This window comes from Mycolicibacterium sediminis, from assembly GCF_010731735.1.
GTDB lineage: Bacteria > Actinomycetota > Actinomycetes > Mycobacteriales > Mycobacteriaceae > Mycobacterium > Mycobacterium sediminis.
Window position 1 is genome coordinate 1,555,061 of record NZ_AP022588.1, and the last position, 12,459, is coordinate 1,567,519.

The following is a 12,459-nucleotide window of genomic DNA, read 5'->3' on the forward strand; positions in this document are numbered from 1 at the left end:
CCCGTCGGTGGAGGTGTTCCGGTGAAGAGGCTCAGCGGGTGGGACGCGGTGCTGCTGTACACCGAGACCCCCACGGTGCACATGCACACCCTGAAGCTCGCCGTGATCGACATCTCGCAACTCGACGGCCGGCAGTTCGGCGTCGACGAGTTCCGCCAGGTGATCCACGGCAGGCTCTACAAGCTCGACCCGTTCCGCTACGAACTCGTCGACATCCCCTTCAAGTTCCACCACCCGATGTGGCGGGAGAACTGCGAGGTCGACCTCGACTATCACGTACGGCCCTGGCGCGTCGCGAGTCCGGGCGGCCGACGCGAACTCGACGAGGCCATCGGTGAGATCGCCAGCACCCCGCTGGACCGCAGCAGGCCGCTGTGGGAGATGTACTTCATCGAGGGTCTCGCCAACGGCCGGATCGCCGTCCTCGGCAAGATCCATCACGCCCTCGCCGACGGCGTGGCGTCGGCGAATCTCCTTGCACGAGGCATGGACCTCGAGACCAGCCCGCAGGCCGACCGCGATTCGTACGCAACGGATCCGGCGCCGGCCAGGACCGAACTGGTGCGCTCCGCCTTCGTCGACCACCTCCGGCAGATCCAGCGTCTCCCCGGCGTCATGCGCTACACCGCCGAGGGCATCGGCAGGGTCCGCAAGAGTTCGAAGAAGCTGTCCCCCGAACTGACGCGTCCGTTCACCCCGCCGCCGTCGTTCATGAACCACCGCGTCGACGCCACCCGCAAATTCGCCACGGCCACACTGGGACTCGCCGACGTCAAGGAGACGGCGAAGCACCTCGGCGTGACGATCAACGACATGGTGCTGGCGATCTCCGCGGGCGCGCTACGCGAACTGTCGCTGAAGTACGACCACCACGCCGACCACCCGCTGCTGGCGTCGGTTCCGGTGAGCTTCGACTTCTCCCGAGATCGTGTCTCGGGCAACTACTTCACCGGCGTGATGATGGTGGTCCCCATCGAGCTCGCCGACCCCCTCGAGCGCGTCCGAGCCGTGCACGACGCGGCCGTCGAGGCCAAGGAGACGCACCACCTCATGGGGCCGGAACTCGTCAGCCGGTGGTCGGCGTACTTCCCGCCGGCCCCGGCGGAACGGCTGTTCGGCTGGCTCGCGGAGAAGGACGGGCAGAACAAGGTGCTGAACCTGCCCATCTCCAACGTCCCCGGTCCTCGCGAACACGGTCGGGTGGGTGGCGCTCTGGTCACCGAGATCTACTCGGTGGGTCCGCTCACCACCGGCAGCGGGCTGAACATCACGGTGTGGAGCTACGTCGACCAGCTGAACGTGTCGGTGCTGTCCGACGGTGCGACGCTCGAGGACCCCCACGAGCTGACCGACGCGATGACCCGCGCGTTCGTCGAGATCCGCTCGGCAGCAGGACTTTCCGCGGATCTTGTGGTGCCCGACAACGTCATGGCTCCCTAGTCGCGCTTCGCGCGCACCCAGTCCAGGAACCGGCCGACCGCCTGGGCGGTGTAGTCGCCGTGCGGTGAGCCGAAGAAGTCGAACGCGTGCTGCGCGTGCGGGATCTCGGCGTAGACGACGGGGTTCTTCGACACCGCTGAGAGTGCGGCGGCGAAGTCGCGCCCCTCCTGCACGGGGATGATCGAGTCGTCCTCGCCGTGCAGCACGAAGAACGGCGGCGCATCCGCGCGGACCTTCGTGATCGGTGACGCCTCGAGATACAGGTTGCGCGCCTCGGCGAACGGCCGCTTGACGATGAACTTTTGCAGGATCGAGATGAACTCGGGTCGCCCGGATCCCTTGCTGGTGAACCAGTCGTAGCGGCCGTAGATGGGCACGGCGCACGAGACGGAGGTGTCGGCGTCCTCGAATCCCGGCTGCCACTGGGGTTCGTTCGGCGTCAGCGCGGTGAGGGCGCAGAGGTGACCGCCCGCCGACCCGCCGGTGATCGAGATCGACTCGGGATCACCGCCGTAGTCGGCGATGTTCTCCTTGACCCACGCCAGGGCTCGCTTGACGTCGATGATGTGCGCGGGCCACGTGTGCCGCGGGCTGATCCGGTAGGCCATCGACACGCAGATCCAACCGCGGTCGGCGAGGTGGCCCATGAGCGGGTAGGCCTGCGGGCGGCGCATGCCGATCGCCCATGCGCCGCCGGGGACCTGCAGCAGCACGGGTGCCTTGCCGTCGAGGGGCAGGTCCGACCGGTGCCAGATGTCGGCGACGTTGGCGCGGTGCGGCCCGTAGCGGACGACGTCGGTCTTCTTGACGTACGCCCGGCGCGACCACGACGTGCGCAGGACGCCACCGGGCCTGCGACGCCGCTCTGCCTTGGCGACGGTGACGTAGTCGTCGCCGAGGGCCTTGCGCAACGGTTCCTCGAACGCCGGTCGAGACCGCTTGTTCCGGGCGTACACGTAGCCCAGCAGAGCCCAGGACGCGGCCGTCAGCCCCAATGCGATTCGTCCCTCGGTCCCGCGGAAGTCACCGCGGATTCCCCGGCGCAGCGCGTCGAGCATCGAGGCGCCCGCGATCACCGGGGCAGCCTCGCCGGTAGGCCAGCCGAGGAAGAACACGGGAATCGTGACGTAACCCTCGCGGCCGAGCGGTTGCACCGCGTTGGCGGCGTTGAGTACCTCGGCGGTGGCGCGGACGACGGGGAAGCGCCGCCTACGGCGCATCGCGCGTAGCCAGTTCGGAGAGTTCACGCCGAAGGATCTTGCCAGTGCTGCCCCGCGGCAAACCTTCCAGCACCGTGATGCTCCTCGGCACCTTGTAGTTCGCCAGATTCTCGCGGACGTGTGCCTTGAGGTCGTCGACCCCGGCCGACGAGCCGTCTGTCAGGACCACGAATGCCGCGAGGCGCTGCCCGTACTCGGCGTCGTCGACGCCGAGTACCGCCGCCTCGGCGACCTCGGGGTGCGCGGCCAGCGTCTTCTCCACCTCGATCGGGTACACGTTCTCGCCGCCGGAGACGATCATCTCGTCGTCGCGGCCGACCACGAACAACCGGCCCGTGTCGTCGAGGTAGCCGACGTCGCCCGAGGACATGTAGTCCTCGTGGAAGTCCTTGGTGGCGCCCGACGTGTAGCCGTCGAACTGCGTCGAGTTGCGCACGTAGATCGTGCCCACCTCGCCGGTCTGGAGTTCGCGGAACTCCGGGTCGAGGATCCTGACGTCGGTCCCCTCGGCGGGCCGGCCCGCGGTGTCGGGCGCGGCACGCAGGTCGGCCGGTGTCGCGGTGGCGATCATGCCGGCCTCGGTGGCGTTGTAGTTGTTGTAGACGACGTCGCCGAACTGGTCCATGAAGGCGGTTACCACGTCGGGGCGCATGCGTGATCCCGAGGCGGCGGCGAAGCGGAGAGTGCGTCCGCTGTAGCGGGCGCGCACGGCGTCGGGCAGGTCCATGATCCGGTCGAACATGACGGGGACGACGCACAGTCCGGTGGCGCGGTGGGTGTCGACGAGCGCGAGGGTGGCCTCGGGGTCGAACTTGCGGCGCGTGACGATGGTGCAGGCCAGCGACGCCGCGAACGCCAATTGCGAGAAGCCCCAGGCGTGGAACATCGGCGCGACGATGACCGTCGTCTCTTCCGCGTGCCACGGCGTGCGGTCCAGGATGGCCTTGAGGGTGTCGGGCCCGCCGCCGGAGTGGCTGGCGCCCTTGGGGGTTCCGGTGGTTCCGGACGTGAGCAGGATGGTGCGGCTCTTGGTCGACGATCGCTCGGGCTGATCGCCGAGATGGCTTCTGATGAGACCCTCGACGGTCAGGTCGGCACCACCGTCGGTCCAGGCGACGATCCGGGTCGTGTCGGGCGAGTCGGCCAGCGCACGGTCCACCGTGGCGGTGAACTCCTCGTCGTAGATCACCGCGTCGGCACCCTCGCGGGTCACGACCTCGGCGAGGGCCGGTCCGGCGAACGACGTGTTGAGCAGCAGGACGTCGGCGCCGATGCGGTTGGCGGCGATCAGCGACTCGACGAAGCCGCGGTGGTTGCGCGCCATGATCCCGATGACACGGGGAGCGCCCAGCTCCTGCAGTGCGGCGGCCAAGGCGTCGGTGCGCCGGTCGATCTCGCGCCAGGTGAGCGTGCCGATCTCGTCGATCAGTCCTGCGCGGTCGGGGCAGCGCTGCGCGGCGGCCGCGAATCCCGATGTGACGCCCATGTTCTCGCGTGCCATTGCCGCCGCGACCCGGACGTACCTGTCCGGCCGCATCGGCGCGATGACGCCGGCGCGCGCCATGGTCGTCACCAGTCCGAGGGTGGCTCCCACGCGGTCGACGAAGGCCATGTCAGCCGATCACCGGCAGTCGTCGTTCTCTGGCGAGGTGGTCGAGTGCGCGCTGCATGACGTGCCGCACGTGCGCGTCGACCTCGTCGACGTCGGGGTCCTCGCCGAACTCGGCGACGACGTCGATGGCGGGGAGCACCTGGGTGACGATCTTGGTGGGCAGCGGCAGGTTGACCGGCAGGACGGCCGACAATCCGAACGGGAAGCCGAACGAGATGGGCAGGATCTTGGCGCGCAGCAGCTTGTCGAGACGCAGGGTCTTGGCCATCCACTCCCCGCGGGACAGGAACAGTTGCGCCTCCTGCCCGCCGATCGACACCGACGGGACGATGGGGACGCCGGCGTTGAGCGCGGCCCGGACGTATCCGGTCCGGCCGCCGAAGTCGATCTTGTCCCCCGCGAAGGTCGGCCGGTAGACGTCGTAGTCACCGCCGGGGAAGACGACCACCACGCCGCCGGAGCGCAATGCCTCGTCGGCGTTCTCGTGGCTCGCGCCGATGAACCCGGTCCGGCGGAAGAAGTCGCCGGTGGGTCCCATGAACATGATGTCGTGGGACAGCGTGAAGATCGGCCGGTCGTAGCCGAACCGCTCGTAGAAGCCGGTCGCGAACACCGGGACGTCCATCGCGAACAGGCCGCCGGAGTGGTTGCCGACCACGAGCGCACCGCCGGTGGGGAAGTCGTCCAGACCGCGGACCTCGGCCCGGTGATAGCCCTTGATCAGCGGGCGGAGCACCCCCATCACCCGCGCAGTGAAACCGGGGTCCCACTTCGTCACCTCGGTGGGCGTCGGGTCGGTCGGTTCGTTCGCGCTCACGGATCCCCCTGCTGGAATTGGAACGTGTTCTAGTTCTGATCCTAGCGGGGGTGCCGGGCCCGGCCAAATGTCGTTCGATTCGTCAGACCTTGACGATGAACTCCGACGTGTAGAACTCCACCGGCGTCTGCGAGAAGGGTGCGGGACGCGTCACGATCACCCATGCGCCGGTGGCGTTGGCGTCGATCGGACCCGACACGGTGGTGCGGCCGCTCCCGCCCGGGTCGGTGCGAAGGATGCCGGTGACGACGCCCGGCGCGCCGGGACCGCAGCCCATCGAGCCGCGTGGGGTCTGGATGATCCGCACGTCGTAGAACGAGTCGGGCACGGCGGTGTTGAAGTCGACGTCTGCCGAGACGGTGTTACCGGACGTGCTGAGGTAGGCGGTCCCGCGGGCGTAGCCGGTCGCGTCGACGAAGTCCTGCTGGATGAAGTCGCAGCTCTTGTAGTTGCTCAGCAGCGGGACCTGGGTCCTGGGGGTGTCCGCGGACGCGACGGCGGGGCTGAGGACGGACAGGCCGGTGGCGGCGGCGACTACCAGCGCGCACGTCAGTGTGGTCATGAGGGGCATTGTCCTGGTTATCGGCCCCCGCCGCAGTTGCTCGGGTCACAACGCTGGTCAGAGGTGCTTGACCTCAACGGTGGTCGAGGTTCCAGGATGGACCCGTGACGCTCGACCCCGCTGGGTACCTCGCCCGGATCGGCCACACCGGTCCCACCGATCCGACCCTCGTGACGCTGCACGCCATCGTCACCGCGCACGGCCGGACCATCCCGTTCGAGAATCTCGACCCCCTGCTGGGCGTCCCGGTCGACGACCTCGGCGCTGCCGTGCTCGCCGAGAAGATGGTGGACCGCAGGCGCGGGGGCTACTGCTACGAGCACAACGGTCTGCTCGGATACGTGCTCGAGGCGCTGGGCTACGGCGTCGAGCGTCTCGCGGGCCGCGTCGTGTGGATGGCACCGCCCGACGCGCCGCTGCCGGCGATGACCCACAACGTGCTGGCGGTGACCGTGCCCGGTGACGACGTCCCGTTCCTGGTCGACGTCGGCTTCGGCGGCCAGACGCTGCCCTCGCCGATCCGGCTCGAGGCGGGACCCGTGCAGCAGACGCGGATCGAGCCGTACCGCATCAGCGCCCACGGCGACGACCTGCTGCTCGAGGCGTTGGTGCGCGATCACTGGCAGGCGCTGTACGCGTTCGGCACCGCGCCGCAGCCGCTTATCGACCTCGAAGTGGGCAGCTGGTACGTCTCCACTCACCCGCGGTCGGTCTTCGTCGTCGGTCTCAGCGCGGCACTGGTCACCGACGACGCGCGGTACAACCTGCGCGGCCGCAACCTCGCGATCCACCGGGCCGACGGCAGCGAGAGGGTCCGGTTCGACACCGCCGCGCAGGTGCTGGACACGCTCGGCGACCGGTTCGGCATCGACGTCGACGATCTGGGGGACCGCGGGGTGGTGGAGGCTCGGGTGGCGCAGGTGCTGGATGGCTGAGCTGTGACCCGAATGGCGGTGGTTCGCTGTGTCCGCCGTCGAGCACTCGACAGGCTCGGGTTTACAGCCAGGAGAATGGACACCACGCAGTCTCGCGGACGCGCATCGGCTTCCTGAACCAGCTAGGAGTGATCCGCGGCTGCAACGTGGGCTGATCCGAAGAAATACCGGGGCGTCTAGCCCCGAGAGATGAGGACCAATCAACTCGTCAATCGGACTGTCGAATCGAGCCCCCACCCGCAGAGCCCTGAAGAGATATTCGCGAAGCAAGCCGACGGAAGGCGTAGGCAATGCTCGAAGTCATCGACAAGGGGTCAGCGACCCCGTCGCACCCTGCACCTCTGCTGTTCGTCCATGGCGCTTACCACGGAGCTTGATGCTGGGACGAGTACTTCCTCGACTTCTTTGCCGACAAGGGTTACCACGCACTGGCAATGAGCCTTCGCGGGCACGGCGGCAGTCCCTCCCCGAAGCGACTGAGGTTCTGCAGGTTGGAAGACTATGTCGACGATGTGCGATCCGTCGTGGCGGAGCTGCCCGCTGAACCAGTGCTGGTTGGCCACTCGATGGGCGGGTTCATCGTGCAGAAGCACTTGCAGCGTCACGACGCCCCTGCAGCGGTGTTGATGGCGTCCACCTCAGTCCAAGGGCAGCCGCGCTTTCACCAATCGCCTCACGACACAAAACCCCTGGCTGATGCTGCGCAACGGAATCACCGGAGACTTGGTGAACGGATTCAACACGCCGACCGCCGCCCGCCGGGTGTTCTTCTCGAGCGCCACAGCAGAATCCGATGTGGTCCGATACTCCGCGAAGTTGTGCAACGACAGCCAACTGGTCGCATACGACGCCCTGCGGCCGATCGCACATCCGGAGAGGGTGACGACGCCGGTTCTGGTCCTCGGGGCGCAACTCGATGCCGTCATCACGCTGGCTGAAATAACTGCGACCGCAAAGGCTTACGGCTCGGACGCGGAAGTCTTCCCCGACATGGGCCACAACATGATGCTTGAGCCGGGATTGGCCGCTGTCGCCGAACGTATCGACACCTGGGTGTCGGGCCAGGGCTGACGGGCGGGCTCATTTAGATCCCCAAGTCCCGCCGTACCGTCCGCGGGGGAGCTTTAGGCCGGCCGTCGCCGCCAACCACCCTGCGAGGACGTCGGTTTCGGCCGCGGGCACGGCGACGAGGTGACGTGCCAGACCGTGGAGCACCACGGCGGCCTCGTTCGCCCCCGCGTACTGATCGCTGGTGAGGCGCGCCTGTCAAGATTGGTGACCAATTACGCAACAAAATCGATCTGGGTTACAGTACGGCGCGAATCGCCTTGCTGCCACAGGAGCACCGCACCGCGAAGGGGGTCAGCTCATGGACCGGGTCGCCAGCGACTACTCACCTGTTCGGAATGGGTTGCCCAGCAGGTCGACCACCGGAGAGCAGGTTGCCGAACTGATTCGGCAGGCCATCATCACGGGTGCGATCGGACGCAGCGCGCCCCTGCGCGAAGAGGCCATCGCGGCGCAGTTCGAAGTATCCCGCCGGACCGTGCGCGACGCGTTGCGAATCTTGGAGGGATTCGGGCTGGTCCGACATCAGCGCCACAAGGGTACCCAGGTGGCCGATTTCTCCGCGGCCGACATCCGCGACCTGTACAACACGCGTCTGGTGCTGGAAACCGCTGCGGCACAACGGTGGTGTACCGCGGACCCGGCGGCCCCCGACGATGCGCTCGCCGAACGGTTGAGCGAGGCCTTCGATAGGCTGCGCGCCGCCAGCGAACAACTCGACGCGGTGCAGGTGGTGGAGGCTGATCTCGGATTCCATGCCGCCGTGATCGGATTGATGGCTAGTCCTCGCGCCGACCGGTTCTTCGGATCCATCGCTCAAGAAATGGCGTTCGCCATCGCCATCCTCGAGGCCACGCAGCGTGAGACGCAGACCCGCCCCGCTCAAGCGCTGGCCGAACACGAAGCAATTCGCCATGCATTGATGGACCGCGACCACGATCGTGCTCGAGAACTCATCACCACCCACGTTGAGACCAACCGTGAACGGCTAGTTGCCATCGTGCGCGCGCAAGACGTGCACGTCGGGGGCGACTGACGTCCCGATCCGCGGTGCGTTGCCGCCCCGGCGCCGGGTGCCGTGGTCACGGGATGAGGCGGGCCAGGCCCTCCTCGATGGCGCGTACCGCAGCGCCCGTGCGCGACCGTTCGGCAAGTTTGTGCAAGATCTTCTCGACGTGAGCAGTCGTGGTGCGCACCGATATCCCAAAGCGCGAAGCTATTTGTTGATTCGACAGGCCGTGGGCCACCCCGGTGAGGATGTCGACCTCGCGACCGGTCAAACCGTAGGGAACCTGCGTCGGAGTCGTGGCGACCAAAGCGACAATCCCTGACCCCCAGAGGGGTTCGTCGACACGGTCCATGCGCACCCGCAGCCAGGACGTGGCAGTCGGCCATAGTCCGATGACGGACTCCCTGCCGCTACTCAAGAAGCGGGCGGTGGCGAGGATGAACTCGGGCTCGTCGCAGACCCCGGGTGCGGGACACCGTCCCCAGGCGTGACTGCGGCCGGTGCCGTCCATGTAGGCAAGGGACGACGTGTCGGCCGTCAGCCGGGGACGCACCGGGGAGCACAACCGCCCGATGCTTGGAGCGATGGCCTTGAGTAGAAGCGAATGCCTCCGGTCGAACGTCCCCCGCGTGTCCGACGACATGTGGACCATGCCCACGTAGTCCCCGCTTTGACCGAACAGGCACGTCGTCATGCCGTCCTGAAAGCCAGCGGGACCGATGACGTCTTCGTAGAACTCGGTCGTGCGGTAGTCGTAGGGTAGGTCCGCGAAGCGCAGCGGCTGCTTGCACGCGAGCATCTCGTGGTGCGGATCGGTGTCTGTGTAGGGCTCGCTCAGGCCTAGCAGCGTCGATGGTGCGTATTCGACGTTGCTCACGAGCACATGGTGACGGGCGACGGGGTTCCACCCGAGGATCGCCGCCGCATCGGCGTGCACGATGCCGCCCAGCCGTTCGAGGATGTACGCGCCGGCCGGACCGCGTTCCTCACTGCCGGCGCTGTAGGCGCAGTCCGCAATGAGATCCACGTCCGGCCCGGTCAGGTGGACGTCGCTTTCCGTGTCGTAGTGAAGGGGCACTCGACGACCTCTCATCTCGGATGAGGTTGTGAAGAGGCTGAACCCGAGAGGAAGGGGCGACGCGGTCAGCCGCCACCTATTCTAGCGCCGTCGTCGTCGATTGCGCCCCGAGTTCAGGTGTTCGGCCAGCAATTCGAAGTCTGGGAAAGCGCTGGACAAACGTGGTGATGGTGATGCCATTGTGCGACAGCACGGCCGACCCCGCAACAGATCCGACGGGCGTCCCGAAAGCGTCGACATCCCCGGGCAATCGCGACATCGGTTCGATGCCATCTCTGAGGGCGTCGCCAGTCCGGAATGCTCCGAACCTCGTTCGATCCCGTTCGGACGCCGTGAAGCCGGGAAGCGGTGAAGCCGTTGCGGTGAATTTGCCTGGCGACGCGGATCGGTCAGGACGCCGACCCGCCTTTGGGACGTAGCCGTGCGTTCTGGCGGCCGCGCCCCATTGGAATCCATTGGGCGGACGGCTCTTTCACGCCGACCGTGCCGGGATGACGCCGACGCGCCTCTGCAACCCGTGATCTTCCTGAATCGAGTTACCGCCGTCGACCACGAGGCATTGGCCCGTGATGTAGGAAGCCGCCCTGGCGGTCAGCATCAGGATGGAGTGCGCCACCTCATCCGCCGTTCCGGATCTGCCGAGCGGGCAGGAAGCACCTGCTGCCAGCTCGTCCTCGGTGGTCGATTCCGTCACGATCCACCCAGGCGCTACGGCGTTGCAGGTGATGCCGGCCCCGGCGTAGTCGATGGCGACTGACCGGGTCATGCCCACCGAACCCGCCTTGGCCGCGTGATAGGCCCGTCTCCTGGGGCAGCGCACAGCGGTCCCGATACCGAGGACACGTTGACCACCCGGCCGTATCCGCGAATGGACGATCGGGACCGAATCACGGGTGCGCTGATCGGTCGATGGGTGACCAATTACGGACAACAACGTGACCGCTCGACCGTTCGGTTGGCGTCCCTATGGCGCGTGCGGCCTCCGGCATATACGGTATGCCGATCAGAATTTGTTTAATTGGTGACCAATGTTGCAACGACCGAGGGGTTGACCGATGGGCGTAATGGCGTTCCGCAACGGAACCGTGTGGAGGGGCAATGGCCTTCCGGACACGGATCGGCTCCTGGTCGTCGACGGTCGCATCGCGCCGTGGGACGAGGATGTGAGCCCGGACGTCTCCGTCGACCTGAACGGCGGACTCTTGGCGCCCGCCTTCGGTGACGGTCACGCACACCCCATTCTTGCGGGCCTGGAACAGCAGGGACCGGCGATTCGGGATGCGCGCGACGTGTCCGAGATCGTCGAACGGGTACAGGCGTGGGCGCAGGACCACCCCGACGACGAGTGGATCGTGGCTGCTAGTTACGACGCCACCCTCACCCCGTCTGGGTTGTTCGACGCTCGCTGGCTCGACGCCGTGGTGCCCGATCGCCCGGTGATGCTGCGGGCGTGGGACTACCACTCGGTGTGGTGCAACACGCGGGCGCTCGAACTCGCCGGCATCGACGAGGACACTCCGCAGCCCGACGTCGGCGAGATCCCGCGGCGGGACGACGGTCAGCCGCTGGGCACGCTTCTGGAGTGGGGTGCGGTAGACCTTGCGCTACGGGTCGCTCCGGCGCCCAGTCTCGATCAAGGGGTCGAAGCGTTGGAGTACGCCACGGGACACCTCGCCGGCCGTGGCATCGCCTGGTTCCAGGACGCGTGGGTGGATCCGGACGACATCGAGATCTGGCTGGCGGCTGCCCAGCGGGGCGTGCTCCGATGCCGCGCCGATCTAGCGCTGCGGGCGGACCCGCTGCGGTGGGCCGAACAGCGCTACCAGATTGCCGGGCAACGCGATCGTATCCGTGCCGCACCCCATCTCACGTGCAACACCATCAAGTTCTTCGTCGACGGAATCATCGAGAACCACACCGCGCACCTGCTTCACGACTATGCCGATGCGTGCACCCGTGGCATGAAGGTGTGGCAGCACGACGAGCTCCTGGCTGCCGCGGCGTTCGTCGACGAGCTCGGCTTCGAATTGCACCTGCACGCCATCGGTGACGCGGGAGCCCGCTCTGCCCTCGACGCCGTGGAGCACATCCAAGCCGTCAACGGTCCTCGGGACCGGCGCCCGGTCATCGCCCATGCCCAACTCGTCGACGACGATGACCTGCCCAGGTTTGCCGACCTCGGTGTCATCGCGTGCTTCCAGCCATTGTGGGCCACCACGGATGACGTCATGCAGCAATTGACGCTCCCGCGGTTGGGGCACGAGCGAGGCCACCGGCAGTACCGCATCGGCTCGGTCTTGAGGTCCGGCGCACCGATGAGCTTCGGCAGTGACTGGCCCGTCACCAGTGCAGACGTCCTACCGGCTCTGCAGACGGCCGTCACCCGGGCACGCCAAGACGGCACCCCACACGGTGGTTGGATGCCGGAGGAACGCATAGACATCGTCGACGCACTCGACATCGTCACCCGCGGCGTCGCCTATCAAGCCGGCGCGGAGACCAGCCGCGGTGTGTTGAACGACGGCTTCGAGGCGGACCTGGTGTGGCTGTCGGCCGACCCGCGGCAGTCACCCGTAAGCGACCTGAGTTCGATATCGGTTCTCGGCACCTGGGTCGCGGGAATCCCCACTTACCAATTGAATTCGACGTCCAGCACCCTGCAGGCGCAGATGGAGCGTACTCGTGTCTGAACCCTCACCCACCTCGTCCGTCCCTACA

11 protein-coding genes and 1 pseudogene are annotated in these 12,459 nt (G+C 67.2%); 6 read left to right on the forward strand and 6 right to left on the reverse strand.

Annotated features, from left to right (window positions below; translation table 11 throughout):
- Positions 1–21 precede the first annotated feature (21 nt).
- Positions 22–1,440, forward strand: a complete 1,419-nt coding sequence (locus tag G6N64_RS07550) for a WS/DGAT/MGAT family O-acyltransferase (RefSeq protein ID WP_163796313.1) — start codon at positions 22–24, stop codon at positions 1,438–1,440.
- Here the strand turns inward: G6N64_RS07550 and G6N64_RS07555 are convergent.
- From G6N64_RS07555 to G6N64_RS07570, 4 genes are all read right to left on the reverse strand, one after another.
- Positions 1,437–2,660 carry an alpha/beta hydrolase gene (locus G6N64_RS07555; protein WP_163801506.1) on the reverse strand — a complete coding sequence of 408 codons (1,224 nt, stop codon included), beginning with the start codon at positions 2,658–2,660 and terminating at the stop codon, positions 1,437–1,439. The genes G6N64_RS07550 and G6N64_RS07555 overlap by 4 nt on opposite strands.
- Positions 2,650–4,272, reverse strand: a complete 1,623-nt coding sequence (gene fadD12 / locus G6N64_RS07560; RefSeq protein WP_163796314.1) for an acyl-CoA ligase FadD12 — start codon at positions 4,270–4,272, stop codon at positions 2,650–2,652. The genes G6N64_RS07555 and fadD12 overlap by 11 nt, the downstream gene beginning before the upstream one ends.
- A gap of 1 nt (position 4,273) precedes the next feature.
- Positions 4,274–5,014, reverse strand: a complete 741-nt coding sequence (locus G6N64_RS07565; protein ID WP_163801507.1) for a 1-acyl-sn-glycerol-3-phosphate acyltransferase — start codon at positions 5,012–5,014, stop codon at positions 4,274–4,276.
- 157 nt (positions 5,015–5,171) lie between these two features.
- Positions 5,172–5,651, reverse strand: coding sequence for a hypothetical protein (locus G6N64_RS07570; RefSeq protein WP_163796315.1), 480 nt, complete (start codon positions 5,649–5,651; stop codon positions 5,172–5,174).
- A 104-nt stretch (positions 5,652–5,755) separates the two neighbouring features.
- On the opposite strand from G6N64_RS07570, the gene G6N64_RS07575 reads away from it, so the two are divergent.
- The 4 genes and pseudogenes from G6N64_RS07575 to G6N64_RS07585 all read left to right on the forward strand — a co-directional run bounded on the left by G6N64_RS07575 (position 5,756) and on the right by G6N64_RS07585 (position 8,690).
- Positions 5,756–6,586 (forward strand): arylamine N-acetyltransferase family protein, encoded by an 831-nt coding sequence (locus tag G6N64_RS07575; RefSeq protein WP_163796316.1) that lies wholly within the window; start codon positions 5,756–5,758, stop codon positions 6,584–6,586.
- 434 nt (positions 6,587–7,020) lie between these two features.
- Positions 7,021–7,269 (forward strand): annotated as a pseudogene (locus tag G6N64_RS30610) (alpha/beta hydrolase); the annotation flags it as partial.
- A gap of 13 nt (positions 7,270–7,282) precedes the next feature.
- Complete coding sequence (locus G6N64_RS30615; RefSeq protein ID WP_308206609.1) at positions 7,283–7,657, forward strand: alpha/beta hydrolase; 375 nt, start codon at positions 7,283–7,285, stop codon at positions 7,655–7,657.
- 298 nt (positions 7,658–7,955) lie between these two features.
- Complete coding sequence (locus G6N64_RS07585; protein WP_246231012.1) at positions 7,956–8,690, forward strand: GntR family transcriptional regulator; 735 nt, start codon at positions 7,956–7,958, stop codon at positions 8,688–8,690.
- A 46-nt stretch (positions 8,691–8,736) separates the two neighbouring features.
- Here G6N64_RS07585 and G6N64_RS07590 read toward each other — a convergent pair whose 3' ends face one another.
- Together G6N64_RS07590 and G6N64_RS07595 are read right to left on the reverse strand one after the other, a co-directional pair.
- Positions 8,737–9,741, reverse strand: coding sequence for a response regulator transcription factor (locus tag G6N64_RS07590; RefSeq protein ID WP_163796317.1), 1,005 nt, complete (start codon positions 9,739–9,741; stop codon positions 8,737–8,739).
- A gap of 472 nt (positions 9,742–10,213) precedes the next feature.
- Positions 10,214–10,507: an SDR family oxidoreductase gene (locus G6N64_RS07595; RefSeq protein WP_246231212.1), complete on the reverse strand. Its 294-nt coding sequence runs from the start codon at positions 10,505–10,507 to the stop codon at positions 10,214–10,216.
- A gap of 289 nt (positions 10,508–10,796) precedes the next feature.
- On the opposite strand from G6N64_RS07595, the gene G6N64_RS07600 reads away from it, so the two are divergent.
- The gene (locus tag G6N64_RS07600) at positions 10,797–12,431 is read left to right on the forward strand and encodes an amidohydrolase (RefSeq protein WP_163796318.1); all 1,635 of its coding nucleotides are present in this window, start codon (positions 10,797–10,799) and stop codon (positions 12,429–12,431) included.
- The last annotated feature ends 28 nt before the right edge of the window (positions 12,432–12,459 follow it).

Bases quoted from the DNA above. Each gene is read 5' to 3' on its own strand.
- G6N64_RS07555 (WP_163801506.1), bottom strand. From the start codon at position 2,660: ATGCGCCGTAGGCGGCGCTTCCCCGTCGTCCGCGCCACCGCCGAGGTA.
- fadD12 (WP_163796314.1), bottom strand. From the start codon at position 4,272: ATGGCCTTCGTCGACCGCGTGGGAGCCACCCTCGGACTGGTGACGACC.
- G6N64_RS07565 (WP_163801507.1), bottom strand. From the start codon at position 5,014: ATGGGGGTGCTCCGCCCGCTGATCAAGGGCTATCACCGGGCCGAGGTC.
- G6N64_RS07570 (WP_163796315.1), bottom strand. From the start codon at position 5,651: ATGACCACACTGACGTGCGCGCTGGTAGTCGCCGCCGCCACCGGCCTG.
- G6N64_RS30615 (WP_308206609.1), top strand. From the start codon at position 7,283: ATGCTGCGCAACGGAATCACCGGAGACTTGGTGAACGGATTCAACACG.
- G6N64_RS07585 (WP_246231012.1), top strand. From the start codon at position 7,956: ATGGACCGGGTCGCCAGCGACTACTCACCTGTTCGGAATGGGTTGCCC.
- G6N64_RS07595 (WP_246231212.1), bottom strand. From the start codon at position 10,507: ATGACCCGGTCAGTCGCCATCGACTACGCCGGGGCCGGCATCACCTGC.
- G6N64_RS07600 (WP_163796318.1), top strand. From the start codon at position 10,797: ATGGGCGTAATGGCGTTCCGCAACGGAACCGTGTGGAGGGGCAATGGC.